Here is a 25,629-nt window from a genome sequence, read left to right on the forward strand (position 1 = left end):
TCGTTCAGCGTGAGCCGTAGATGTTCTCGCAGAGCGCGACACTCGCGCCGAGCTTGCGGGATAGATCGGCCGCTGCGTCCAGTTGCGGCCGATCCAGTTCCCCCGACTCGTGCGCGACGCTGAGGCGAGACGCGGGACCGGAAAGCGTCAGCGCCGCCATGAACTTGTCGCCTGCACCAAAGATCGGCACCGCGAACGCTGCCGTGTGCACATCGCGCGCGCCGGCGGTGAAAAGGGGCAGTGCGGGTGGCGTGTCATAAATCGGTTCGCCGAGTCCCCAGAAGCGGATCACATGGCTGATGGCCGTGTCGTCGAGCGGCAGCATCGTCCCCGCGAGCCGCGTTTCACGCAGGCCTTCGGACGGCTCGGCGCGAAACAGGCAAAGCCGCTGCCCGTTGTCGTGCACGTAGTACGACGCGCTTTCTTTCGTCAGCGCGGCCAGCGCGTGCAGCGCCGGTTCGACTACCGTGGACAGATGGAATGACTGCTCGTACAGTTTGCCGAGGTACAGCACGCGGTGTCCAAGCGAATAGTTGCCGGATTGCGCGCGCACGACATACCCCATTCGCTCCAGCGAATTCATGAGCCTATAGACCGTCGTCTTGTGCATGCCGGATGCCTGCGACAGCATCGCAAGCGACTGCGATTCGGCGCCGGGCTTGAAGCAGTCCAGCAGCGAAAGCGCCTTTTCCACGGCAACGACCCCGTCGTTTCCCATTCTGTCTCTCCCGTCGATTCTCTCCAGATATTGTACAGAGTAAAACGCTGGTTTACCACGTAAAAGGGTAAACGCCAGTGTCATCGTGCACGCCTGATGGTTATAGTGATTTCACCATGTACACCAGTGTTGTACAGAGTACAACGCTCAACCCGAGGTCGAATCATGAGCAAGCCATCCATCAGCCCTTCTCCGATCAATCGCGACATCGAGCGCGTGCCGCCCGAACTGGTTCAGGCCGCCGCGCGCTATCAAGCCGCGATCCTGGCCGACGTCGCCGGCCGCCGCGGCACGGTGCATGGCCGTGTGCGCCCGCTGTCGCCGACGATGAAGGTTGCCGGCCCCGCGATCACGGTCGAAGTTCGCGCGGGCGACAACCTGGCGATCCATGCGGCGCTTGCCGTCGCGAAGCCGGGCGACGTCGTCGTCGTCGATGGCAAGGGCGACATCTCGTGCGCGCTGCTCGGTGAAATCATGGCGGCGCAGGCGAAGGCGAGCGGCATCGCCGGCATCGTGATCGATGGCGCGGTACGTGACGCGCACGAACTGGCCAACGGCGACTACCCGATCTTCTCGGCCGGCCTCAATCCGTGCGGGCCGACCAAAAGCATCGCGGGACGCGTGAATGCACCGATTTCGCTGGGCGGCGCGGCGGTCAATCCGGGCGACCTGGTGGTCGGGGACGCCGACGGCGTCGTCGTCATTCCGCGCGCCGACGTTGCGCGCATCGTCGATCTCGCGCAGAAAAAGCTCGACGTAGAGACCGCGCGTATTGCGGCGATTCACAAGGGCGATCTTCGTCCGGGCTGGATCGAGAAGGAACTGCGCGCGGCGGGCATGCTGGCCGAAGACGAGGTGCTGTGATGCTGGCCGCTTCGCACAAGCCCGTGGTCCTCGTGACCGCCGCCGACCTCGCGCCGCAAGCGCTCGAGATGCTGGCGCAGTTCGACGTCGTGTTCGCCGGCAAGCAACCGACCGAGGACGACATCGTGTCGCTCTGCACGCGGCACAAGCCGGTCGCGATCATCGTCCGGTACGGCAAGATCAACGCACGCATCATGGATGCGGCCGAAAACCTGCAGGTGATTTCGAAACACGGCAGCGGCATCGACGTGATCGATCAGGACGCTGCCGCCGCACGCGGTATAGCGGTGCGAGCCGCTGTCGGCGCGAACGCGGCCGCCGTAGCCGAGCACGCGTGGGCGCTGCTGCTCGCGTGTGCGAAGTCGGTTCCGCAGCTCGATGTCCGCATGCGCGAAGGCCATTGGGACAAGTCCACGCACAAGTCCATCGAACTCGACGGCCGCACGCTCGGTCTCGTCGGGCTCGGCGCGATCGGGCGCCGCGTGGCCGCGATCGGCGCGGCGTTCGGCATGCAGGTACTCGCGTTCGATCCGTTCGCGAACGAAGCGCCCGCGGGCGTGAAGCTGGTGCCGCTCGACACGCTGTACGCGGAGTCGGACGTCGTGTCGATGCATTGTCCGTTGACGGCCGACAACCGCCGGATGCTCAACCGCGACACGCTCGCGCGCTTCAAGCGCGGGGCGATTCTCGTCAATACCGCACGCGGCGGCTTGATCGACGAAGCCGCGCTCGTGGACGCATTGACGAGCGGTCAATTGCACGCGGCGGGACTCGACAGCTTCGACGTGGAGCCGATGACGGCGCCGCACCCGTTCCAGCGGATCCCCAACGTGATTCTGTCTCCGCATATCGGCGGCGTGAGCGATGCCGCATACGTGAACATGGGGAAGGGCGCCGCTGCGAACATTCTCGCGGTGCTCGACGAACGCGCGCACAGCGCGGCCTGAACGCTGAACATCGAGGTAAGCATGTTTTATCTGACGAGTCCGCAAGTGCGCGAAGCCGACGTATTCACGCGCATGCCGGAGAAGTTCCGCAAGCCGGACGTCCGCACGGAATGGGCGCGCGCGAACCGCGGCGGAATGGTCACGGATTCCTTTCTCGAAGGGCCCGTCTGGGATCCGGACGGTTATCTGTTCGTCACCGACATTCCGCACGGGCGCATCTTCCGCATTTCGCCGTCGGGCGACTGGGAACTCGTTGCCGAATACGACGGCGAGCCCAACGGGATGAAGCGCTTCGATGCATCGCACCTGATCATCACCGACTACCGGAACGGCCTGATGCTGCTCGATATCGAGCGCGGTGAAGTCCGTCCGTACCTCGAGCGGCGCAACACCGAGCGCTTCAAGGGCGTGAACGACCTGACGTTCGACTCGGCCGGCAACATCTATTTCACCGACCAGGGGCAGACCGGGCTGCACGATCCGACGGGCCGCGTGTATCGGCTGTCGCCAGACGGAAAGCTCGACATGCTGATCGGCACCTGCCCGAGCCCGAACGGGCTCGTCCTGTCGCGCGACGAGAAGGTGCTGTTCGTCGCGATGACGCGCGGCAATGCCGTCTGGCGCATGCCGCTGCAGGCCGACGGCTCGGTCACCAAGGTCAGTCAGTTCTTCACGTCATACGGACCGAGCGGCCCCGACGGCATCACCGTCGATCTCGAAGGCCGCCTGTTCGTCGCGAATCCGGGGCTCGGCCGCGTGTGGGTGCTCAACCACTGCGCGGAGCCCGTCGAGATCCTGACCGGGCCGAAAGGCGCGTCGCTCACGAGCGTGTGCTTCGGCGGCCCGGAGATGAAGACGCTTTTCATTACCGAATCGACGTCCGGTTCAGTGCTGAAAGCGGATATGAGCATTGCCGGTCCGCTGCCGAACCTGGCGGCGAAGAAGGACTGAAACCCGCGAGCCGGGACGCCGCTGGTCGGCGTCCCGCCAGCATGCCGAAAGATCGCGCCGTCAGCTGCGCGACGAAGGAGACAAGCATGACCGTTTCGCACGTGCTGCGTGCCGGCGACGACTCACCGCGCGCCGACGCGCAACCCGCAGAGCGTCTGGCCGGCGACGATTACGCGGCCAGCGAGCGCACGCTCGCCAGGGCGTTCCGGCGCATTCTGCCGTTCATCTTCGTCTGCTACGTAATCAGTTATCTCGACCGGACCAACGTCGGCTTTGCCGCACTTACGATGAACAAGGATCTCGGCCTCACGGCCGAGCAGTTCGGTGTCGGTGCGGGACTGTTCTTCATCGGCTATTTCCTGTTCGAGATTCCGAGCAACCTGATCATGCAGAAGGTCGGGGCGCGCGTGTGGATCGCGAGAATCATGATCACGTGGGGACTGTTCTCGATGGCGACGGCGTTCGTCGTCGGACCGACGAGCTTCGCGGCTGCGCGCTTTCTGCTCGGGCTCGCCGAGGCGGGATTCACGCCCGGCATCTATCTGTATTTCACGCACTGGTTTCCCGGCAAATGGCGCGCGAAGGTAACGGCTGCATTTCTCGTCGGCATTCCTGTCGCAAACATGATCGGCTCGCCGATTTCCGGTGCGCTGCTCGAGCTCGGCGGCCTGCATGGGCTGCGCAGCTGGCAGTGGTTGCTGCTGATCGAAGGCATTCCTGCAGTGATGCTCGGCATCGCGTGCCTGTTCGTGCTGGCCGACCGTCCCGAGAAAGCCGCGTGGCTCAGTGACGAAGAGAAGGCGTCGCTCGCGAAGCGCCTCGCGTTCGAGCAGCGCGACATCGGCGCGAAGCACGGCAGCAACCTGCGCGACGCCATGACGAACTGGCGCGTGTTCGTGCTCGCGTTCATCAACTTCTGCGGGATCGTCGGCTCGCTCGGCGTCGGCTTGTGGATGCCGCAGATCATCAGGCAGTTCGGCGTCGAACATGCGGTGGTCGGCTGGCTGACGGCCATTCCGTATGCGATCGGTGCCGGCGCGATGCTCTGGTGGGCGCGCGTCGCCAATCGTGCGGCCAACCGCATTCCGCATGTCGCAAGCGCGTTGGCCGTCGCGGCCGTGGCGTTGTGCGCGAGCGCCTTCATTCATGCGCCGGCCTTCAAGCTGATCGCACTGTGCGTCGCGGTGAGCGGGATCCTCGCGTTCCAGGCGACGTACTGGGCCATTCCGTCGGGATTCCTCACCGGGCGGGCCGCCGCGGGCGGACTCGCGCTGATCGTGTCGGTCGGCAATCTCGGCGGCTTCGTCGGGCCGTCGATGATCGGCGCGCTCAAGCAGTTCTCCGGCGGCTTTACCGCGCCGCTCGTCGCCGTGTCCGGTGTGCTGCTGCTCGGCGCGTTGACCATTGCATGGCTCGGCGATCCGGGTTCGGACGCCGGCGAAGCGCCCGCAGCTCGCGAGTCGTGAATTTTCCTTCGTCAGTTCCGCCTACAAAAAACAGTTTGGAGACTCCATGTTGTCGAATCACGCCAGTCAGAATGCCCGCCCGAAATCCCGTTTCGCGCTCGGCGCCGTCACCGTCGCGAGCGCGACCTTGTGGTGCGGCGCCGCGCATGCGCAAAGCAGCGTCACGCTGTACGGCATTGCCGACGTCGGCATCGAGCACATCAACAATACGAGTACCGGCGGCGCTCAGACGCGCGAAGCGTCGGGCAATCTGTCCGGTTCGCGCTGGGGACTGAAGGGCGTCGAGGATCTCGGCGGCGGCATGAAGGCCATTTTCCAGCTGGAAAACGGCTTCAACATCAATGACGGCACGTCCGCGCAGTCGACGAAAGGCCTCGGTTCGAACGCCGCCACGACGTCGCGGATTTTCGGCCGGCAGGCGTGGGTCGGGCTGTCGTACCGCGGTCAGCAGTTGACGTTCGGCCGCCAGAACTCGCTCTTCTACGAACAGGCCGTCGCGTTCGACCCGATGGGCGCGTCGTCGCGATACTCGGTGCTGTCGCTCGACTACGCGGCGGCCGCGCGTATCGACAATTCGGCGAAGTACACCGGCGTGTTCGGTCCGGTGACCGCGCAGGCGATGTACAGCACCCGTTACGACACCGGGTACGGCGCCGAGGTGCCGGGCGCGCAACTCACCGGCCGCTTCTTCAGCGGCGCGCTGAGTTTCGCGCAAGGACCGCTCGCCGCAAGCGTGTCGTACGAGCAGCGCAACAGCAACACCGTCGCGACGAACACGGGCACCGAGCGTCGCGCGACGGCGGCCGCGTCGTATGCAATCGGACCGGTGAAGGGATTCGCCGGCTATCGCTACCTCCACGCGTCGAACGCGTTCCTGCCGGCAAATCCGATTCGCGTCGCGAACGGCGCCGAAGCCAGCGCGGCGAACCTGTACTGGGCCGGCGCGCAATACGCGGTGTCGCCGGCGTTCGTGGTCACGGCAACCGCCTATTACCAGGACGTGCATTCGACCAGCGCCGATCCGTGGCTCGCCGTGCTCTGTGCGGACTATCTGCTGTCGAAGCGCACCGATATCTATGCGACGGCGGGCTTCGCGCGCAACAGGGGCGGCTCCGCGCTCGGCGTGAACGGCTATGGCACGGTCGCACCCGATCACAACCAGACGGGCGTGGTGATCGGCATGCGCCAGAAGTTCTGAGGCGAGCGCGATGCAGACCGTTCACGCACCGCATCTTCCCGTCCGGCCCGAGTGGCTCGCACTGCGCGACGAGCCGGCACTCGAACCCGCGCTTGCGATCGTCGACGCCCATCATCACCTGTGGGACCGCCAGACCGGGCGTTATCTCGCGGACGAGTTCGGCGCGGACGTGCGCAGCGGGCATCGGGTCGTATCGACGGTCTATGTGCAGTGCCGCTCGATGTTGCGCGCCGGCGGGCCGGATGCGTTCAAGCCGGTTGGCGAAGTGGAATTCGCGACAGGCGTCGCCGCGATGTTCGCAAGCGGCGCATACGGCCCAACGCGCTGCTGCGAGGCCATCGTCGGCGGCGCCGATCTGTCGCTCGGCGCGGAACTCGATGCAGTGCTCGACGCGATGCTGGCGGTTTCGGGTGGCCGGCTGCGCGGGATCCGCAATCCGCTCGCGTGGCATGCGAGCCCCGACGTGCGATCGAGCCCGGTTACGCCGCCGCGCGACCGTATGTCGAATCCCGCTTTCAGGCAGGGCGTGATGACGCTCGGCCGCTATGGGCTGTCGCTCGACGCGTGGGTCTATCACACGCAGCTCGACGACCTGTATGAACTCGCACGCGCATGCGAGAACGTCACCGTCGTCATCGACCATTTCGGCGGTCCGCTCGGCGTGGGCCCGCATGCCGGCCGGCGCGAGGAAGTCCATGCGCAATGGAGACGCCAACTCGCGCGTCTGGCCGCGTTGCCGAACACGTGCATGAAGCTTGGCGGCGCGGGCATGACCGTGTTCGGCTCGGACTTCGCCGCGCGCGACCTGCCGCCGTCGTCGCAGGAACTGGCGGCGGCGTGGCAGCCGTATTTCGACACGTGCGTCGAACTGTTCGGCGTCGATCGCTGCATGTTCGAAAGCAACTTCCCCGTCGACAAGGGGATGTTCAGCTATCGCGTGCTGTGGAACGCCTTCAAACGCCTTGCGTCCGCGATGTCGGCCGACGAAAGGGCCGCGCTGTTCAGCCGGACGGCTGCATCGACGTATCGCATCGCGATTCCCGGAGACAACCCATGAAGACGACTGCAACCTTGGCGACACCAGAGATGGAATCCGCAGCCGCTGAAAAAGGCCTCACGCGCGTGACCGGTACCGAGTGGCGTTCGCTGTCGCTCGCGGGGCTCGGCTGGATGTTCGAGAGCTACGACTCGTTTCTGCTTTCGCTGCTGCTGCCGACGCTCGCGCTGCAGTTCGGATTGAACAAGGCGCAGCTCGGCATTTTCACCAGCGTCACGGCGGCCGGACAGATCGTCGGCGGCATTCTGTTCGGCTTCGTGTCGGACCGGATCGGGCGCGTGCGCACCGCACTGCTCTGCATCGGCATCTACTCGCTTTTTTCCGGCCTGATCGCATTTGCGCCCGACGCGCACTCGTTCGCCGCGTTGCGCTTTCTCGGCGCGCTGGGCATGGGCGGCACCTGGACCGCCGGCGCGGCGCTCATTGCGGAAACCTGGCATTCGAGCCGGCGCGGCAAGGGCGGTGCGCTGATGCAGATGGGCCTGCCGGTCGGCGCGATTCTCGCGATCGCGATCTCGGGCATCGTCGGCTCCGCGCATGGCGGATTGACCGGCGACAGTTGGCGTCTGCTGTTCCTGATCGGCGCGTCGCCGTTCTTCATCCTGTTCTGGGTCGCGCGCAAGACGCCGGAATCGCCGATCTGGCTCGAACGCAGAAACGCGAAGGCACAGGGCCGCCAGCTCGACACGGCAGGTCGCGAGAAGCTGAACGTGCGTGGACTTTTCACCGCTTTCTGTTTCATCTTCTTTCTGCAGTACCTCTACTGGGGTGTATTCACGTGGACGCCGACGTTCCTCGTCGCGGTGAAGCACCTCGATTTCGTGCATAGCCTGAAGTTCGTGCTGGCGCTGCAGTTCGGCGCGATCGCCGGGTTTCTGCTGTTCTCGGCATGGGTCGACCGGCTCGGCCGGCGGCCGATGTTCCTGGCCTATCTGCTGGTCGGCGCGATGGCCGTCGGCGTGTATATCGTGTCGGCAAATCCGTTGCTGCTGATGACCGCAATCTTCCTGACCGGCTTCAGCGTGAACGGCATCTTCGCGGGCGCCGGTCCGTTCCTCGCGGAGATCATCGGCAACACCGCATCGCGCGGGTTTTTCATGGGCCTCGCGTACAACGGCGGCCGGCTCGGCGGCTTCATCGCGCCGTTGATCATCGGTGCGCTGGCGTCGACGTCCGGAGGCTTCGTGCTCGGGCTCGCGACGACGATCGTCGCGTTCATCGCCGCGGCCGCGGTCGTGCTGTTCGCGCCCGAAACCCGTGGAAAGGCGCTGTCATGAACGTGGCAACGCAAGCGGGTTGGGTGAACAGGCTGTTTCCAGCGCTGACGGAGGCATCGCTGCGGCGTTATCTGAGCGGGCAGGTCGCGTCGGTGCTCGGCAGCTGGACGCAAAACGTCACGCTCAATCTGCTGATCTATCACCTGTCCGGATCGGCGGCGATCCTGGCGCTGCTCAACTTTCTGCTGTACGGGCCGCAGCTGATCGTCGCGCCGGTGGCGGGGTCGCGCATCGGCTCGGCCAACGCGCGCCGAGTGACGCTATGCGTGCTCACGACGTCGCTGGTGCTGACGGGCAGCCTCTTCACGTTGTCGCTCCTCGGCATGCTCGGGGTGAAGCTGATCCTTGCGCATGCGCTCGCGATCGGCGTGTCGAGCGCGGTGGAGGCGCCTGCGCGGCAGGTGCTGCTGCTGACGAGCCTGCAGGACGCCACGCACACCTCCAATGCGGTCGCGATGAACACGATGGTCTACAACGTCGGGCGCATGGTCGGCCCGACCATCGCCGGATTCGTCTATCCGGCGCTGGGCCCGAGAACGTCGTTTGCCATCTACGCGCTCGCGCTGTGCTTCATGGCGGCGTGCGTGCGGTCGATCCGGGCCGCGCCGGTGAATCGCCCAGCGCGCGCGGAGAGCGGTTTGCGCGACGCGGTCGGCTACGTGCTGTCCGACGCGTTCTCGGCGCGCTATCTGCCGATTCTCGCGTGCATCGGCCTGTTTGCCGGCAGCTACCAGACGCTCGTGCCGCTGCTCGCGGACCAGGGCTTTCACGACGCGGCGCGCTTTACCGGCGTGTTCTTCGCCTGCGCCGGCGCGGGCTCGTTGAGCGCGGCGGTGCTGCTGTCGTCGGCGTGGGGGCCGCGCGCGTCGCACCGGTTCATTGCGTATGCACCGTGGACGGCAATCGGCGCGCTGGCCGTGCTGGCTGCGACGACCGATGCGGCGGGATCGATTCCCGCGTTCTATGCGCTCGGCTTCAGCCTCACGTTCGCGGCCACGTCGACGAACGCGACCATTCAGCGCCGGTGCCCCGAACACGTGCGCGGCGGGCTCGTCGGGATGTACGGCATGGCCTACAACGGCACGATGCCGTTCGGTTATCTGCTCGTCGGCAGCGCATCCGAGGCGCTGGGCGTGCGGCACACATTCGCGGCAATGGCCGTCGTGCTCGCCTGCGGCGTCATTTCGATCATCGCGTGGCAACGGTTCACGGGAACGCGCTCAGGCGCACAATAAACGGAGACAACATGCAAGTCGGTTTCATGGAAACGTCCGCGATCGAGCGCCGGACCGTACGAAAGGTCGTCTGGCGGCTCATTCCCTTTTTGATGATCTGCTACCTGCTTGCCTTCATCGACCGGGGCAACGTCGGGATGGCGTCGTTGCAGATGAACCAGGACCTCGGGATGTCGGCGAAGGTCTTCGGCTTCGGAAGCAGCCTGTTCTTCATTTCATACTTCTTTTTCGAAGTGCCGAGCAATCTCGCGTTGCAGAAATACGGCGCACGGATCTGGATCGCGCGGATCATGATCACGTGGGGCATCGTGTCGGCGGCGACCGCGCTCGTGCACAACGCGACGTCGTTCTACGTGCTGCGCTTTCTGCTGGGCGCCGCCGAAGCGGGCTTCTTCCCGGGCGTGCTGCTCTATCTGTCGTACTGGATTCCCGCGCAGTATCGCGCGCGGATCGTCGCGACGTTCATGGTCGCGATTCCGGCCGCGAGTTTCATCGGTTCGCCGATCTCCGCGCTGCTGTTGCAGATGGACGGCGTCTGGGGCCTGCGTGGCTGGCACTGGCTGTTCATCCTCGAAGGCATTCCGACCGTGCTGCTCGGCGTCGCATGCCTGTTCATGCTGACGAACAAGCCGGAGAACGCGAAGTGGCTCGACGACGACGAGCGTGCGTGGCTTTCGGGCGCGCTTGCCGCCGGCCACAAGACACGCAAGAAGGTGCCGTCGCTCCCGCTCGCGCAGCTGTTCCGCAATCGCTACGTGCTGTGCCTCGCGCTCGTCGACACGTGTGCGTCCGCGGCAGGCAGCACGCTGTCCGTGTGGCAGCCGCAACTGCTGAAGTCGTTCGGCCTGACCGTCATGCAGACGGGCCTGCTGAATTCGGTGCCGTACGCGGTAGCCTCGGTGCTGATGGTCTATTGGGGCCGGCGCTCCGACCGCGTCGGCGAACGGCGCTGGCACACGGTCGTGCCGATGCTGCTGATCGGCGTGGGGCTGTTCGCGACGTCGCTGAGCGGATCGCTGCTCCCGACGATCTGCATGCTCTGCGCAGTGCTGGTCGGCGCGTATTCGTTCAAGGGGCCGTTCTGGGCGCTCGCGACCGACATGCTGTCCAACAGTACCGTGGCGGCCGGTCTTGCGACGGTCAATGCGATCGCGAACCTGCTCGGCGGCGGGCTGATGGTGAACGTGTACGGATGGGTCAAGTCGGCGACGGGCAGCTACGCGCTGGCATTGATGCCGCTCGCGATCCTCACGCTCTTGAGCGTCGCGACGCTTTTGCTGCTCACGCGCAATCATGCGTCCGACAAGCTGGTCGGCAAGACGGGGACCATCTGATCATGGCGCGGATGGCGAGACGCGGGTTCCTCAGGATCGCGGGCGCGACGCTGGCTTCGGCGGCATTGCCGATGGGGGCCGCCGCCGACGAAACATGGTCGAGCGGCAACGAGCAGCCTGCGTTTCGGCTGCCAGTCGGGGCGATCGACTGTCACATGCATATCTATGACGACCGGTTTCCGGTTGCGCCGGGCACGACGCTGCGGCCGCCGAATGCGACTGTCGAGCAATACAGGCGCCTGCAGACGCGTATCGGTGCGAAGCGCAGCGTGGTCGTGACGCCGTCGACGTACGGCACCGACAATCGCTGCACGCTCGCGGCGATCGCACAGTTCGGCGACGCCGCGCGCGGTGTCGCGGTGGTGGACGGCACGGTGAGCGACGACGAACTTCGGATGCTCGATCGCGGCGGCATCCGTGCGATCCGGTTCAATCTCAGCTATCCGGGCGCGACGACGCTCGACATGCTTGGGCCGCTCGCCGCGCGTATCGCGAACCTCGGGTGGCATATCGAGCTGGTGGTTCAGGGCGCGCGGCTGCCGGAGCTGGAGCCGCATCTCGCGGCGCTGCCGTGTCCGCTCGTCATCGACCATATCGCGCATGTGCCGCAGCCCGGCGGGCTGGCGTCGGCCGCGTTCGGTACCGCGCGGCGCCTGGTCGAAAAAGGCAATACGTGGATCACGTTGTCGGGACCGTACGTCGACAGCAAGACGGGTGCGCCCGCGTACGACGACGTCGCCCCGGTCGCGAAGGCGCTGATCGCGATGGCGCCCGAGCGCATGCTGTGGGGCACCGACTGGCCGCACCCGACGCAGAAGACGGACAAGCCGGACGACGCGAGCATGCTGGACGTGATCGCCGGCTGGATCGGGCGTCCGGACTGGCAGCAACTGATATTCGTCGGCAACCCCACGAAGTTGTACGGGTTTGCATAGCGCGGACGAGGCGATGCGAACGCGAGAGCACGCGATCGGGAAGGCGCGAGCGTCAATTCACGCGCCCCGCATCGTCGCCCCCCGGCGTCACCACGCGATATGGCAGGACGACCGCGCCGTCCCCGCACCGCCGGTCGCCGTGCAATGCGACCCTGCGCCGTCGTCGTAGAACGTCCGCGTCTCCGGTTGAGGCACGGACGGATCGTACGGATTCGGCGTGCTGCGCGGGCCGCGCGCGGGTTCGAATGGGCGCGTCGGCGCGTACGAATTCCCGCCGCCATGCGCATGCGATCCATTGGCTCTCAAATACTCGTTCCAGTTCAGCTCGCGCTGTTCGTGTCGCGGCAACGCACGGCCGAAGCTGTCGCGACCGCCCGCGCCGAGTTCAACGCGATTCGGCGGCCACGCGGAATCACTACGTTCGACGGGCGCCGCGTACTGGATAGGCCGCGTCGAGTTCTTCACCGTGTGCCAGTCATCCGGGGCCAGAGCGCGGCGTTCCGAACGAAACACATTGGCACTGCGCGAACGATCGACCAGCGTGTCGCTGGCGCAAGCATCGACAGCAGAAACAGAAAGCGCGCACGCAAGCGCGGCGGCGCGGGACAAACGGTGAAGATGATTCATCGGCGACTCAAAGCAGGTGATGTGCAATGACAAAAACGGCAGATCACTGGCTGGCGGTTCGGCGACGGACGGGCGTCGGAGCGGCGACGAAGCGGGGCCGACGCGACGGAGGGAAGGCTGGCTGGATTGCTGAAGCGAATTCGTATTATTTCATAAAACCAACATATTACTTTCTGTCATGGTGCGCATGTCGGCAAATAGAAGGTTTTGCGGGCACGGCGGAGTGCCCCGTTGTGGGGCGCTTCGCGTGAATCATCAGTTGATTGATGCCAGACGATCCGGCGACGAACGATCCAGCGATCGCGCACGGCGACACGAAACATCCACCGAAGCCAATGCCGGCGGGCACGAGCGCCGCAAATCAGTCCAAAATCGCAACCCGATTGCACCTGCCGCAAACGTTGACTCACGCGTGCGGTTGCTCCCGGGTCGCCCTTCCGGTACGCCAAGTTTCTCCGTGTTTTCCCTCGGTATGCCGGCATTTTTGACAGACGATTTAAAAACGCCCATATAATTTCGACTGCCTTGCCAACGGCTGTCGGACCATCCCTCCGGACGAGCAGTTGGCAAGCGGGGCAGGCGAAACGCTTGCGCAATGCAAGACGCATCACGATGTCTTTCCGAACCAGACGTCCCCTTCGGGGACTGCAAGAGCCGGGCCCCGCTACGCATCATCCATCCGCAGGTCCGTCTTCATGTGTCTCGGGCGTGTCCCATGTTCTCGCCCCGGGTGCTGTTCGATTGCGCAAGTCATGCCGCCTTTGCCCGTATGACTAAACAACATCGAGGAGCTCCCAGATGACGCTGTCCCGTCTTACGTCCATTTCCGTCGCCGCCGTGCTGTTCGCCGCCGGCGCCGCCGCCGCGCAAGCGGAAACCGTGAAGATCGCCATCGCTGGTCCGATGAGCGGCTCGGTCGCTCAATACGGCGACATGGTGAAGGCCGGCGCGCTGACCGCGATCGAACAGATCAACGCGGCCGGCGGTGCGGGCGGCAACAAGTTTGAAGTGGTGATGATGGACGACGCATGCGAACCGAAGCAGGCGGTCGCCGTCGCCAACAAGATCGTCAGCCAGAAGATCAAGTACGTGATCGGCCACGTGTGCTCGGGTTCGACGATCCCCGCATCCGACATCTACGAAAACGAAGGCATCGTGATGGTCACGCCGTCGGCCACCGCGCCGCAGCTGACCGAAGGGAAGAAGCGCCACTTCATCTTCCGCACGATCGGCCGCGACGACCAGCAGGGCCCGGCCGCCGCGCATTACATCATCAACAACGTGAAGCCGAAGAAGGTCGCGGTCCTGCACGACAAGCAGTCGTACGGCCAGGGCATCGCGTCGTCGGTGAAGAAGGACCTCGAAGCAGCGAAGATTCCGGTCGTGCTGTTCGAAGGCATCAACGCCGGCGATTCGGACTACTCGGCGATCATCACGAAGCTGAAGTCGCAAGGCGTCGATTTCGTCTACTTCGGCGGCTACCACCCGGAAATGGGCCTGCTGATGCGTCAGGCGCGCGAGCAGGGCGTGAAGGCGACCTTCATGGGGCCTGAAGGCGTCGGCAACAAGGACGTGACGGCGATTGCCGGCCCGGCTTCGGAAGGCATGCTCGTCACGCTGCCGGCCGACTTCTCGGCCGACCCGGCCAACGCGGCGCTCGTGAAAGCGTTCGCGGACAAGAAGCGCGACGCGAACGGCCCGTTCCAGATGCCGGCGTACGCAGCGGTGAAGATCATCGCCGACTCGATCGCGGGCGCGAAGACGACGGACCCGACGAAGGTCGCCGCGTACATGCACAAGACCACGTTCGACACGCCGATCGGCAAGGTCGCGTATGACGCACAGGGCGACCTGAAGGCGTTCAAGTTCGTCGTCTATACGTGGCACAAGGACGCGACGAAAACCGCCGCCCGGTAATAACGAAGTACCCGCCCGCGCACCCGCCCTGTCCGCGAACCGGACGGGGCGCGTGCGCATTTGGCCGCGCATTCCCCGTGCGCGGCCAACGAGGGCGGCCCGAGACGACACCGTGCGTTGCGCGCGGCCGAACGCCGTGATCCGGCGACGGCATGCGCGCCAACGCCAACGGGAGCTTCCCGCACATGACTGACTTCTTTCCTCAATTCGCCCAGCAGCTGGTCAACGGCCTGACGCTGGGTGCGATCTATGCGCTGATCGCCATCGGCTACTCGATGGTCTACGGCATCATCGGCATGATCAACTTCGCCCACGGCGAGATCTACATGATCGGCGCATACGTGGGCCTCGTGACGCTCACAGCGATCGGCGTGTCCGCCGGCTACCCGTTGCCGCTCGTGCTCGGCGCCGCGCTGATCGTGTCGGTGATCGTTACCGGCCTGTACGGCTTCGCGGTCGAACGCGTCGCATATCGCCCATTGCGCGGCGGCCCGCGCCTCGTGCCGCTGATCTCCGCGATCGGCATGTCGATCTTCCTGCAAAACTACGTGCAGATCGGCCAGGGCGCGCGCGACGTGTCGGTGCCGGTGCTGATCTCCGGTGCGTTCGACATCCATCTCGGCGGCGACTACGACGTGACGGTTCCGTATGCGCGTCTGCTGATCGTCTGCGTGACGATCGTGCTGATGATCGCGCTCACGCTGTTCATCTCGCATTCGCGGATGGGCCGCGCGTGCCGCGCATGCGCGGAAGACATGAAGATGGCGAACCTGCTCGGCATCGACACGAACCGCGTGATCTCGTTCACGTTCGTGCTCGGTGCGATGCTGGCCGCCGTCGGCGGCGTGCTGATCGGGCTGACGATCGGCAAGCTGAATCCGTACATCGGCTTCGTCGCAGGCATCAAGGCGTTCACCGCCGCGGTGCTCGGCGGGATCGGCAGCATTCCGGGCGCGATGCTCGGCGGCGTGCTGCTCGGACTGGCCGAAACCTTCGCCGCAGGCTACATGCCGGCCGAGTACAAGGACGTGGTCGCGTTCGGCCTGCTCGTGCTGATCCTGCTCTTCCGCCCGACCGGCCTGCTCGGCAAGTCGGACATCGAAAAGGTCTGAGGGAGACGCAGATGAGTCAAGTCATTTCCGTTCGCCGCCCGGCCGCCGACGCATCGATCGGCCAGGCGCTGAAGAACGCGGTCGCTGCTGCGCTGCTGACCGCGGTCCTCACGATTCCGGTGCTCGGCCTGCAGCTGAAGCTCGACGGCTATCAGGTGGTGCTGACGCCGCATTGGCGCCCGGTGTGGATTGCGGTCGCGGCCGTGTTCCTGTTCCAGTTGTTCAAGCCGTGGCTGATGCGCGCGAAAGCGGCCGTGAAGCTGCCGGCGGCGCCGACGATGGGCGCGCGACAACAGCGCGCGATCATCTGGGTGCTGCTCGCGGTCGGCCTCGTGTGGCCGTTTTTCGGCTCGCGCGGCGCGGTGGACGTCGCGACGCTCGCGCTGATCTACGTGATCCTTGGTCTCGGGCTGAACATCGTGGTCGGCTTCGCGGGGCTGCTCGATCTCGGCTATGTCGGGTTCTACGCGGTCGGCGGCTATACGTACGCGATGCTGAACCAGTATTTCGGGCTGACGTTCTGGGAGTGTCTGCCGATCGCGGCGATCGCGGCGGCGACGTTCGGCTTCCTGCTCGGCTTCCCGGTGCTGCGGCTGCGCGGCGACTATCTCGCGATCGTCACGCTCGGCTTCGGCGAAATCATCCGTCTGCTCGCGAACAACCTGACGAGCCTGACCGGCGGCCCGGACGGCATCTCGAGCATTCCGAAGCCGACGGTGTTCGGCTTCGAGATGGCGCGCTCGGCGAGCGTCGAAGGCGCGAAGACCTTCCATGAACTGATCGGGCTGGAATACAGCGGCGAGCACATGGTGATCTTCCTGTACCTGATCGCGCTGGTGCTGGTCGGCTTCACGCTGTTCGTGACGAGCCGCCTGATCCGCATGCCGATGGGCCGCGCGTGGGAAGCGCTGCGCGACGACGAGATCGCGTGCCGTTCGCTCGGCCTGAACCCGACGCGGATCAAGCTGTCGGCGTTCACGCTCGGCGCGGCGTTCGCGGGGATCGGCGGCGCGTTCTTCGCCGCGCGCCAGGGCCTCGTGAATCCTGAATCGTTCACTTTCATCGAATCGGCGCTGATCCTCGCGATCGTCGTGCTCGGCGGGATGGGTTCGCAGCTCGGCGTGATTCTCGCGGCGATCCTGTTGACGGTGCTGCCGGAGGTCGCGCGCGGCTTTGCCGAGTACCGGATGCTGATCTTCGGTCTGGTGATGGTGTTGATGATGATGTGGCGTCCGCAGGGCCTGCTGCCCGCGAGCCGCCCCCACGTGGAGCTGCCGCAATGAGCGCGAATGCAGAACTGTTGAAGGTCGCCGGGCTGCAGATGCGCTTCGGCGGGTTGCTCGCGGTGGACGGCATCGATTTCGACGTGCGCCGCGACGAGGTGTTCGCGATCATCGGGCCGAACGGCGCGGGCAAGACCACGGTGTTCAACTGCGTCGGCGGCTTCTACAAGCCGACCGGCGGCGACGTCGTGCTCGACGGTCACGCGATCGGCGGGCTGCCGAGCCACAAGATCGCGCTGAAGGGCCTGGTACGCACGTTTCAGAACATTCGGTTGTTCAAGTCGCTGACGGTCGTCGAGAACCTGCTCGTCGCGCAGCACCGCAAGGTGAAGTCGGGGCTGCTGCCGGGCCTGTTCTCGACGCCCGCGTATCGCCGCGCCGAAAAGGAAGCGCTCGAACGCGCAGCCGTATGGCTCGACCGGATGGGGCTGACGTCGGTTGCCAACCGGCCGGCCGGCACGCTGTCGTACGGGCACCAGCGGCGCCTGGAAATTGCGCGCTGCATGATCACCGAGCCGCGCCTGTTGATGCTGGACGAGCCGGCGGCCGGTCTCAACCCGCAGGAAAAGATCGAGCTGCAGCACCTGATCGACAAGCTGCGCCGCGAGTTCGGCGTATCGGTGCTGCTGATCGAGCACGACATGAGCCTCGTGATGGGCGTGTCGGACCGCATCCTCGTGATGGAGCACGGGCGGCCGATCGTGATCGGCACGCCGGAAGCGGTCCGCAACGACCCGCGCGTGATCAAGGCGTATCTGGGGGAAGAGTGATGCTGAAGCTGGAACAGGTCCATACGCACTACGGCGCGGTCGAAGCGCTCGCGGGCGTGTCGATCGAGGTGAACAAGGGCGAGATTGTCACGCTGATCGGCAGCAACGGCGCCGGCAAGACGACGCTGATGATGACGGTATGCGGCGCGCCGCGCGCGTCGTCGGGCCGCGTGCTGTTCGAGGGCAACGACATCACCGCGATGTCGACGCACCAGATCATGCGGCAGGGGATGGCGATCTCGCCGGAAGGGCGGCGCGTGTTCCCGAGCCTGACGGTGCTCGAGAACCTGAAGATGGGCGGCTTCTTCGCGAGCCGTCACGAGATCGACGACGGCATCGAGCACGTGTTCAAGCTGTTTCCGCGCCTGAAGGAACGCGCGACGCAGCGGGCCGGCACGATGTCGGGCGGCGAACAGCAGATGCTCGCGATCGGCCGCGCGCTGATGAGCAAGCCGCGCCTGCTGCTGCTCGACGAGCCGACGCTCGGTCTCGCGCCGCTCGTGATCGCGCAGATCTTCGACATCATCCGGACGATCCGCGACGAAGGCGTCACGGTGTTCCTCGTCGAGCAGAACGCGAACAAGGCGCTCGGCGTGGCCGATCGCGGCTACGTGCTCGAAACGGGGCGCGTGGTGCTGGCCGACACGGGCGCGAACCTGCTCGCGAACGACCGGATCAAGCAGGCGTATCTCGGCGGTTGATCGAACGGAAGCCGCGGGCCTGCAATGGGCCGGCGGCTTTCTTCCGCGTTGTGCGGATGCGTCGGTACGACGGCCGCCCTGCCGTCCGCGCAGCGGAGTCGCAGCCGGTCCTGCATCAACGTGCTCGTGCATCGCCGGGCGGCGACGGCGAACCGGGCATGCACGCGTTCATGCGTGCAATGCCAGCCCCTTTACCGCCTTGTCGACGGCCTTCTTCGGCCCGTGCAGCGCCAGGCCGACCAGATCCGGGTGGTCCGCATCCTCGGCGCGAAATGCTTCGCGGTTGGCCGCGTCATGGCCGGTCGAGAACATCGCGCGCACGTACGGCACGATCGTCAACTCGCGCGACAGTGCCTGCCGGTGCGCGGCCTGCAATCCGTTCAGATCGGCCGCGAACACCAGCATCGGCTGGCCGAGCATCCGGCCGTAGCGGCGGCCGGCCGCATCCTCGTAAGGCTCGCCGAGCGCCTCCGGCGCCCCGGCGGCGACGCCCGTCGCGAGAAACGCGACGACATTGAGTTTCTGCCACGCGGCGAGATCGTCGCGCACGATCAGCGCTACCTTCGTATCGAACATGCTTGCTCCTGGTTGGAGCGCTCATGATCGGATGCCGCGCGCGATCAGTCTGGAACGTTTGTGCAGAGTTGCCGGTACGCGGCCGGCGTGATCCGGTATGCGCGGCGGAACCAGCGGCCGAGGTGGCTTTGGTCGGCGAAGCCGACGTCGGCGGCTACCTGAGCCGGCGTGCGGCCGGCTGCCAGCAGCCGGCGTGCCGCGCGCAGTCGCATGCGCACGAGGTACGCGTGCGGCGACGTGCCGAACGCGCGCTGGAACATCCGCGTCAGCCGGAACCGGTCGATGCCGGCGACGCTCGCGAGTTCGTCGAGGCCGACGTTGCCGTCCATCTGTTCGTGCAGCAGGTCGCGCACCCGCGCGATCGCGGGCGGCACGGCATTGCTTTCCGGCGCGAGCGGTTTGCCCAGCTGGCTGCCGAGACGCATCAGCAGGCGGTCGAGCGTCTGGTCGCGCGCGAGCCGGCCTTCGTTGTCGTGGATCGCGAAGAACGCATTCCGGATCGCGTCGACGAGGCCGCGATCGTCGACGAGCGTATGGCCGAACGTGGTCTCGACGCTGCCGAGGCCCGGCAGCCCGAGCCGGCGCGCGGCGCGCTCGACCCACGCCTGCGGCAAGTAAAGCATCCCGTACGTGAAGCCGCCGGCTTCGGGCGCATGACCGTCGTGCATCGCGCCCGGCTCGATCAGGATCGCGCGGCCGGGCACGCTCGTATGGAGCGAACGGTGGCACTGGAAGCGTTGCACGCCGTGTTCGGTGAAGCCGACCAGCATGTCGTCGTGATCGTGCGGATCGTACGCATGGCCGCTGAAATGCGCGCGCAGACTTTCGATCCCCGTTTCCGCGTCGCGGCGCGCCTGAAGCCAGTGCCCGTTCGTGCCGTCGTCGTTCGCCGCGCTTGCCATCGCTTGCCTCGTTGCCCGAAGTTGCCTGCCGGATAGTGTACGCAGATCGCGGGCGCCCGGTGCTGCAGCGACGGCGGGCGGCGCGGCGGCGTTACAGTGCGCGCGTGATCGCCTGCTCCAGCAGCGACAGCCCAAGATCGATCTCTGCGTCGCTGACGGTCAGCGGCGGTGCGATCCGGAACACGCCGCCCATCCCGGGCAACTGCACGATGTTCATGCTGAGCCCGAGCTTCATGCACTCGCGCGTGATCTGCGCGCCGAGGCCGTCCGCCGGCTCCTTCGTGCGCCGGTCCTTGACGATTTCCACGCCGAGCAGCAGCCCGCGCCCGCGCACGTCGCCGATGCAATCGAAGCGCTCCATCAGGTCGAGCAGGCCGCGCCGGAGCCGGCTGCCCATCACGTTCGCGCGTTCCACCAGACCGTCGCGCTGCACGACGTCGAGCACGCGCAGGCCGACCGCGGCCGGCAGCGGATCCGACACATGCGTCGTATAGAACAGGTAGCCGAGCTCGTGCGCGCGTTCCTCGATCTGCGCGGACGTGACGACAGCCGCGAGCGGCAATCCGGCGCCGAGCGTTTTCGACAGCGTGAGGATGTCGGGCGTCACGCCGTCGCGCTGGCACGCGAACATCGTGCCGGTGCGGCCGACGCCCGTCTGCGCTTCGTCGAGGATCAGCAGCATCGCGCGTTCTTCGCACTTGCGCTTGAGCGCCGCCATGTAACCGTCGGGCAATTCGATGATGCCGCCCGAGCTGAGGATCGGCTCCGCGATGAACGCGGCGAGGTTGCCGCTCGACTGGCGATCGATCAGATCGAATGCGTAGTCGAGTTCGGCGAGATAGTCGTACGTGCCGTCGCGCTCGAAGCGCGGCCGGTACGCGAACGGGGCCGGAATCGCGAACGAGCCGACCGACGCCGGCCCGACGCCCTTGCGGCCGGCGCTGTACGTCGCGGACGCGGCCGCGCCCGTCATCCCGTGCCACGACTGCGCGAAGCCGACGATCTCGTACTTGCCGGTGACGAGCTTCGCCATCCGGATCGCGGCTTCGTTCGATTCCGCGCCGGTGCTGAGCAGCAGCGCGCGATCGAGGCCCGGCGGCGTGATGTCGGCGAGCCGCGTCGCGAGATCGACGACCGGGCGCGACAGCATCCCGCTGAACAGATGATCGAGCTTGCCCGCGTATTCGGCGATCACGGCGACGATCTCCGGATGGCAGTGTCCGAGCACCGCGCTCATTTGTCCCGACGTGAAATCGAGGATTGCGCGGCCGTCCGCGTCGTAGACGAAGCTGCCTTGCGCTCGCTCGACGATCATCGGCTCGAACGTGCCGCCGTAGCGGATCAGGTGCTGCCTGGCGTTGCGCCAGAACGTGGCGTCGTCGTTCAGTGACATCGGGCTTCTCCGGGCATGGGCAGGGATCGCTTGCAGTCTAGGCGCCGGTCTGGTTTTATGGAAACGAATAGTTCTTATGCAAGGTAGAAAAGGAGCTAATACTTGGCACGTTCGCTCGACATCGACCTGCTGCGCTCGTTCGTCGTCATCGCCGAGGTGCGTGCGCTTAGCCGCGCGGCAGCGCGCGTCGGCCGCACGCAGTCGGCGCTCAGCCAGCAGATGAGGCGGCTCGAGGAAATCGTCGAGCAGCCGCTGTTCCAGCGCACCGGGCGCGGCGTGGTGCTGACGCACCCGGGCGAGCGGCTGCTCGTGCATGCGCAACGCATCCTGCGGCAGCACGACGAGGCGATGGCCGATCTGTGCGGCACGGGGCTGTCGGGCACCATCCGGTTCGGCTGCCCGGACGATTACGCGCAGGTCTGGCTGCCCTCGTTGCTGCGACAGTTCTCGAGCCAGCATCCGCACGCGATCGTCGAAGTCGTGTGCGGGCCGACGCCGCGGCTGCTCGAGCAGCTCGACAAGCGCGCGGTCGATCTCGCGCTGATCTCGTTGCCGGACGACGGGACGAGCGGCGCTTTCATTCGCCGCGAGCAACTGGTGTGGATCGGTTATCCGGGGCTCGACGCGGCGCGGTTCGATCCGTTGCCGCTTGCGCTGTCCGATCCCGATACGCTCGATCACATTGCCGCGTGCGAAGCGCTCGATCGCGCCGGGCGCGATTATCGTGTCGCGTATGCGAGCAGCAGCCTCGCGGGGCTGATCGCGCTGGTACGTTCGGGGCAGGCGTTCGCGGTGATGACGCAAACGGCGGTGCCCGGCGATCTGGCGATCGCGGGCTGCCGCCGCTGCCGGCGGTGGGCGTTACGTTGAAGTTCAGCCGCAAACGGCCCGCGCATCTGACTGCGGCATTCGCCGAGCATATCCGGGCGGTGTTGCCGCTGCTGTGACGGCACGGCAGCACGGCCGGCTTCGCGAACCGCACACCGGCAGCCGGCGCATGTCGCATTGCGTCGCGCGACCGGCGCCGGGCGGCGCTTTAGAATTGACGCCTGATCGCCCGCGGCGCCGCTGCGCGGACGATGTTCCGATATCGCAGGCGGCCCGGCCTGTCTGTCGAACCGCTGTATTCACCGGATTCCAACATGCGCATCCCCCCGCTCAAGGCGATCATCGCATTCGAAAGCGTCGCCCGCACCAAAAGCGTCAATCGCGCGGCGGAAGAGCTAGGCCTGACCGCGTCGGCCGTGAGTCACCAGCTCAGCAATCTCGAATCCCAGATCGGTCAGCCGTTGTTCCAGCGCTCGGGGCGCGGCCTCGTTCTGACGCCTACCGGCGAACGCTATCTGGCCGACGTCACGGGCTCGCTCGCCGATCTCAGCCGCGCGACCGAGCGTGCATCGAGCCGCACCGAGGTCGACATTCTGCGCGTGCACTCGAGCCCGAGCTTCGGGCTGATGTGGTTGCTGCCGCGGTTGTCGTCGTTTCAGGAGGCGAACGGCGATATCCAGTTGAACCTCGCGTGTTCGTACGAGAACGTGTCGTTCTCGAACGGCTTCTACGATATCGACGTCCGCCATGGCTACGGCAACTGGGACAACCTCGAGGTGAAGACGGTGCGCGGCGAGTTCATCGCGCCGCTCGCGTCGCCGCAATACCTCGAACGGCATCCGGTGAACGCGCCGGAAGACCTGCTCGCGCATCGTCTGATCTATTCCGAAACGCCGCTGGTGCAGTGGAAGCAGTGGTTCGGCCGGGTGGGCGTGCCGTTTGCCGCGCAGAAGACGTTCGACTTTTCGTTCGACCGGTCGTACATGTCGCTCGAAACGGCCGCGCTCGGCCTCGGCATCGCGCTCGAAAGCCTGATGCTCGCGTCGGTGAAGATCCGGGAAGGCCGATTGGTGCCGGTATTCGACGCGACTCATTCGGTCGAAGTCGGCGCGCATCATCTCGTTTACCCGCGGCAGAACGCCGAACTGCCGCGCGTAAAGCGCTTCCTCGCGTGGATCGAGCGGGAGGTCGCCGCGCAGGGCCGCGCGGATTGAGCGTGGCGGGTTCCGGCCGCCTGTCATAGTGCGTTGCAGCACGCCGCGTCGACCCGCGCGGCGACATCTGAAATTTTCTCAGCCATGGCTGAGCGTTTCCGCGTTGATGCGGGTGTCCGGGCAGCCGACACTCTGCTCACACACATCAACACAGGAGACGACCGATGTTGCTCGACCGCAAGACCATCATCGTGACCGGCGCCGCATCGCCGCGCGGAATCGGCAAGGCCACGGCACGCGCACTCGCCGCACACGGCGCGCGCGTGGCGATCCTCGACCTGCGCCGCGAAGACGCCGAGGCTGCCGCAGCCGATCTTGGGGCCGGCCATCTCGGGCTCGCGTGCGACGTGACCGACCGCGACGCGTGCGTGGCGGCAGCTCGTGCGACGCTCGAGCGCTTCGGCCGCATCGACGGCCTGGTCAACAACGCCGGCATCACGCAACCGGTGCGGACGATGGACATTTCCGCGCGCGACTTCGATGCGATCGTCGACGTGAACCTGCGCGGCACGCTGTACATGTCGCAAGCGGTGCTTCCGGCGATGAAGGAGCAGCGCGGCGGCAGCATCGTATGCATGTCGTCGGTGTCCGCGCAACGCGGCGGCGGCATCTTCGGCGGTCCGCACTACAGCGCCGCGAAGGCCGGCGTGCTCGGCCTCGCGAAGGCGATGGCGCGCGAATTCGGCGCCGACCGCATCCGCATCAATTCGATCGCGCCGGGCCTGATCCAGACGGACATCACGGGCGACAAGCTGACGCCCGCGATGCGCGAGAACATCATCAACGGGATTCCGCTGGGCCGCCTCGGCGACGCCGACGACGTCGCCAATGCGTGCCTGTTCCTGCTGAGCGACCTGTCGAGCTACCTGACGGGCATCACGCTCGACGTCAATGGCGGGATGCTGATCCACTGACAACGGCGCCGCGACACGCGCGGCGCCGCCCATCATGCACCCGGGACAACCCGGGGCCGTGGCAGGAGACAAACATGAGAGCCAAGTACCCCGCACCGCCGGTTCAGCGCGACATGCTGGAACGGGACGATGCGCAGACGTTCGAGGCGGCAACCTATGCGAAGGTCGCGCGCCGGCTGATCCCGTTCCTGATGCTGTGCTATCTCGGCGCCTATCTGGATCGCGTCAACGTCGGCTTCGCGAAACTGCAGATGCTCAACGACCTTCGTTTCAGCGAGACCGTGTACGGCATGGGCGCAGGCATTTTCTTCCTGGGCTACTTCCTGTTCGAAGTACCGAGCAACCTGATCCTGCATCGCGTCGGTGCGCGCCGCTGGCTCGCGCGCATCATGCTGACGTGGGCCGTGATTTCGGCGAGCTTCGTGTTCGTGAAGTCGCCCGCCGCGTTCTACGTGCTGCGGTTTCTGCTCGGCGTTGCCGAAGCCGGCTTCGCGCCGGGCGTGATCCTGTATCTGACGTACTGGTTCCCGGCGGCGCGGCGCGCGAAGGCGCTTTCGCTGTTCTTCATGGCGATTCCGCTCGCGGGAATCGTCGGCGGGCCGCTGTCCGGCGCAATCATGCACTCGCTGCACGGCGCGATGTCGATGGCCGGCTGGAAGTGGCTGTTCCTGCTCGAAGCGCTGCCTTCGTTGGTGCTCGGCGTCGCGATCCTGCTGTATCTCGACGACGGCATCGACCGCGCAACCTGGCTGACCGATACCGAAAAGGCCTTGCTCGCGCGCAACGTGTCGGCCGACGCCGCGCACACGACTGCGCACCTGTCGATCCGCGCATTCGTTGCCGACCGCCGGCTCTGGCTGATGGCCGCGATCTATTTCTGCGTCGTGCTCGGGCAGTACGGGCTCACGTTCTGGCTGCCGACGATCATTCGCAAGGCAGGCGTCGCCGATCCGTTGTGGGTTGGCCTGTTCACCGCGATTCCGTATGCGTGCGCGATCGTCGCGCTGCCGTTGATCGGCATGAGCGCCGACCGCCGCCGCGAGCGGCGCTTCCATCTCGCAGTGCCGATGCTGATCGCGGCGGCGGGCTTCGCGACGTTGCCGATGCTCGGCAGCGTCGGCGCGTCGATCGTGTGCCTGAGCATCGCGTCGGCCGGCATTCTCGCGTCGTCGTCGCAGTTCTGGTCGCTGCCGACGGCGCTGCTCGGCGGGATGTCGGCCGCCGCGGGCATCGCCGCGGTCAATTGCTTCGCGAACCTCGCGGGCTTCTTCTCGCCGGCGATCGTCGGCTGGCTGAACGATCTGACCGGCAAGTCCACTGCGGGGCTCGTCTTCATCTCCGTTGCGATCACGTTCGGTGCGCTGCTGGTGTTTCTCGTGCCCCGATCCGTGAACCGCTGATTCGATCTGC

General features: G+C 66.1%; 23 protein-coding genes and 1 pseudogene. 19 read left to right on the forward strand and 5 right to left on the reverse strand.

Annotated elements, in window-relative coordinates:
- Positions 1-4: 4 nt before the first annotated feature.
- The gene (locus KDW55_RS14125; protein WP_040140723.1) at positions 5-718 is read right to left on the reverse strand and encodes an IclR family transcriptional regulator; all 714 of its coding nucleotides are present in this window, start codon (positions 716-718) and stop codon (positions 5-7) included.
- A gap of 165 nt (positions 719-883) precedes the next feature.
- On the opposite strand from KDW55_RS14125, the gene KDW55_RS14130 reads away from it, so the two are divergent.
- From KDW55_RS14130 to KDW55_RS14175, 10 genes are all read left to right on the forward strand, one after another.
- Positions 884-1,582, forward strand: a complete 699-nt coding sequence (locus KDW55_RS14130; RefSeq protein WP_209822802.1) for an RraA family protein — start codon at positions 884-886, stop codon at positions 1,580-1,582.
- Complete coding sequence (locus KDW55_RS14135; RefSeq protein ID WP_040140719.1) at positions 1,582-2,529, forward strand: hydroxyacid dehydrogenase; 948 nt, start codon at positions 1,582-1,584, stop codon at positions 2,527-2,529. The genes KDW55_RS14130 and KDW55_RS14135 overlap by 1 nt, the downstream gene beginning before the upstream one ends.
- A gap of 21 nt (positions 2,530-2,550) precedes the next feature.
- On the forward strand, positions 2,551-3,480 hold the full coding sequence (locus KDW55_RS14140; RefSeq protein ID WP_059544477.1) for an SMP-30/gluconolactonase/LRE family protein: 930 nt from the start codon (positions 2,551-2,553) through the stop codon (positions 3,478-3,480).
- A gap of 86 nt (positions 3,481-3,566) precedes the next feature.
- Positions 3,567-4,946 (forward strand): MFS transporter, encoded by a 1,380-nt coding sequence (locus KDW55_RS14145; RefSeq protein ID WP_040140715.1) that lies wholly within the window; start codon positions 3,567-3,569, stop codon positions 4,944-4,946.
- Between the two features lie 46 nt (positions 4,947-4,992).
- Positions 4,993-6,144: a porin gene (locus tag KDW55_RS14150; protein ID WP_212160368.1), complete on the forward strand. Its 1,152-nt coding sequence runs from the start codon at positions 4,993-4,995 to the stop codon at positions 6,142-6,144.
- Positions 6,145-6,154: 10 nt separating this feature from the next.
- Positions 6,155-7,201 (forward strand): amidohydrolase family protein, encoded by a 1,047-nt coding sequence (locus KDW55_RS14155; RefSeq protein WP_040140711.1) that lies wholly within the window; start codon positions 6,155-6,157, stop codon positions 7,199-7,201.
- On the forward strand, positions 7,198-8,478 hold the full coding sequence (locus tag KDW55_RS14160) for an MFS transporter (RefSeq protein ID WP_212160366.1): 1,281 nt from the start codon (positions 7,198-7,200) through the stop codon (positions 8,476-8,478). Before KDW55_RS14155 ends, KDW55_RS14160 begins: the two co-directional genes overlap by 4 nt.
- Positions 8,475-9,713: an MFS transporter gene (locus KDW55_RS14165; RefSeq protein ID WP_212160365.1), complete on the forward strand. Its 1,239-nt coding sequence runs from the start codon at positions 8,475-8,477 to the stop codon at positions 9,711-9,713. Before KDW55_RS14160 ends, KDW55_RS14165 begins: the two co-directional genes overlap by 4 nt.
- A gap of 11 nt (positions 9,714-9,724) precedes the next feature.
- Entirely contained in the window at positions 9,725-11,047 is a 1,323-nt protein-coding gene (locus KDW55_RS14170) for an MFS transporter (protein WP_069243256.1), read from the forward strand.
- A 2-nt stretch (positions 11,048-11,049) separates the two neighbouring features.
- The gene (locus tag KDW55_RS14175; protein WP_040140703.1) at positions 11,050-11,982 is read left to right on the forward strand and encodes an amidohydrolase family protein; all 933 of its coding nucleotides are present in this window, start codon (positions 11,050-11,052) and stop codon (positions 11,980-11,982) included.
- An 87-nt stretch (positions 11,983-12,069) separates the two neighbouring features.
- On the opposite strand, the gene KDW55_RS14180 is transcribed toward KDW55_RS14175, so the two are convergent.
- Positions 12,070-12,642 carry a hypothetical protein gene (locus KDW55_RS14180; protein WP_249173892.1) on the reverse strand — a complete coding sequence of 191 codons (573 nt, stop codon included), beginning with the start codon at positions 12,640-12,642 and terminating at the stop codon, positions 12,070-12,072.
- A gap of 765 nt (positions 12,643-13,407) precedes the next feature.
- On the opposite strand from KDW55_RS14180, the gene KDW55_RS14185 reads away from it, so the two are divergent.
- The 5 genes from KDW55_RS14185 to KDW55_RS14205 all read left to right on the forward strand — a co-directional run bounded on the left by KDW55_RS14185 (position 13,408) and on the right by KDW55_RS14205 (position 18,392).
- Positions 13,408-14,526, forward strand: a complete 1,119-nt coding sequence (locus tag KDW55_RS14185; RefSeq protein WP_040140699.1) for a branched-chain amino acid ABC transporter substrate-binding protein — start codon at positions 13,408-13,410, stop codon at positions 14,524-14,526.
- Positions 14,527-14,711: 185 nt separating this feature from the next.
- Positions 14,712-15,638 carry a high-affinity branched-chain amino acid ABC transporter permease LivH gene (livH, locus tag KDW55_RS14190; protein ID WP_040140697.1) on the forward strand — a complete coding sequence of 309 codons (927 nt, stop codon included), beginning with the start codon at positions 14,712-14,714 and terminating at the stop codon, positions 15,636-15,638.
- A gap of 11 nt (positions 15,639-15,649) precedes the next feature.
- Entirely contained in the window at positions 15,650-16,921 is a 1,272-nt protein-coding gene (locus KDW55_RS14195; RefSeq protein ID WP_040140694.1) for a high-affinity branched-chain amino acid ABC transporter permease LivM, read from the forward strand.
- The gene (gene livG / locus KDW55_RS14200; RefSeq protein ID WP_040140691.1) at positions 16,918-17,691 is read left to right on the forward strand and encodes a high-affinity branched-chain amino acid ABC transporter ATP-binding protein LivG; all 774 of its coding nucleotides are present in this window, start codon (positions 16,918-16,920) and stop codon (positions 17,689-17,691) included. Before KDW55_RS14195 ends, livG begins: the two co-directional genes overlap by 4 nt.
- Positions 17,691-18,392 carry an ABC transporter ATP-binding protein gene (locus tag KDW55_RS14205; RefSeq protein ID WP_040140689.1) on the forward strand — a complete coding sequence of 234 codons (702 nt, stop codon included), beginning with the start codon at positions 17,691-17,693 and terminating at the stop codon, positions 18,390-18,392. Before livG ends, KDW55_RS14205 begins: the two co-directional genes overlap by 1 nt.
- A gap of 168 nt (positions 18,393-18,560) precedes the next feature.
- On the opposite strand, the gene KDW55_RS14210 is transcribed toward KDW55_RS14205, so the two are convergent.
- The 3 genes from KDW55_RS14210 to KDW55_RS14220 form a co-directional block, all read right to left on the reverse strand.
- A complete protein-coding gene (locus KDW55_RS14210; RefSeq protein ID WP_040140687.1) occupies positions 18,561-18,968 on the reverse strand; it encodes a DUF2000 domain-containing protein in 408 nt (135 codons plus the stop codon).
- Positions 18,969-19,012: 44 nt separating this feature from the next.
- Positions 19,013-19,870, reverse strand: coding sequence for an AraC family transcriptional regulator (locus KDW55_RS14215; RefSeq protein WP_069243252.1), 858 nt, complete (start codon positions 19,868-19,870; stop codon positions 19,013-19,015).
- A 91-nt stretch (positions 19,871-19,961) separates the two neighbouring features.
- A complete protein-coding gene (locus KDW55_RS14220) occupies positions 19,962-21,263 on the reverse strand; it encodes an aspartate aminotransferase family protein (protein WP_059544463.1) in 1,302 nt (433 codons plus the stop codon).
- 102 nt (positions 21,264-21,365) lie between these two features.
- On the opposite strand from KDW55_RS14220, the pseudogene KDW55_RS14225 reads away from it, so the two are divergent.
- The 4 genes and pseudogenes from KDW55_RS14225 (at position 21,366) to KDW55_RS14240 (ending at position 25,619) form a co-directional block, all read left to right on the forward strand.
- Positions 21,366-22,210 (forward strand): annotated as a pseudogene (locus tag KDW55_RS14225) (LysR family transcriptional regulator).
- A gap of 195 nt (positions 22,211-22,405) precedes the next feature.
- Positions 22,406-23,305 carry a LysR substrate-binding domain-containing protein gene (locus tag KDW55_RS14230; RefSeq protein ID WP_059544462.1) on the forward strand — a complete coding sequence of 300 codons (900 nt, stop codon included), beginning with the start codon at positions 22,406-22,408 and terminating at the stop codon, positions 23,303-23,305.
- A gap of 164 nt (positions 23,306-23,469) precedes the next feature.
- Positions 23,470-24,219, forward strand: a complete 750-nt coding sequence (locus tag KDW55_RS14235; RefSeq protein WP_069243249.1) for a glucose 1-dehydrogenase — start codon at positions 23,470-23,472, stop codon at positions 24,217-24,219.
- Positions 24,220-24,293: 74 nt separating this feature from the next.
- Positions 24,294-25,619, forward strand: coding sequence for an MFS transporter (locus KDW55_RS14240; protein ID WP_059544458.1), 1,326 nt, complete (start codon positions 24,294-24,296; stop codon positions 25,617-25,619).
- Positions 25,620-25,629 lie beyond the last annotated feature (10 nt).

The sequence above is a fragment of the Burkholderia sp. AU19243 genome, assembly GCF_018148075.1.
In the GTDB taxonomy this organism is placed as follows: Bacteria; Pseudomonadota; Gammaproteobacteria; order Burkholderiales; family Burkholderiaceae; genus Burkholderia; species Burkholderia latens_A.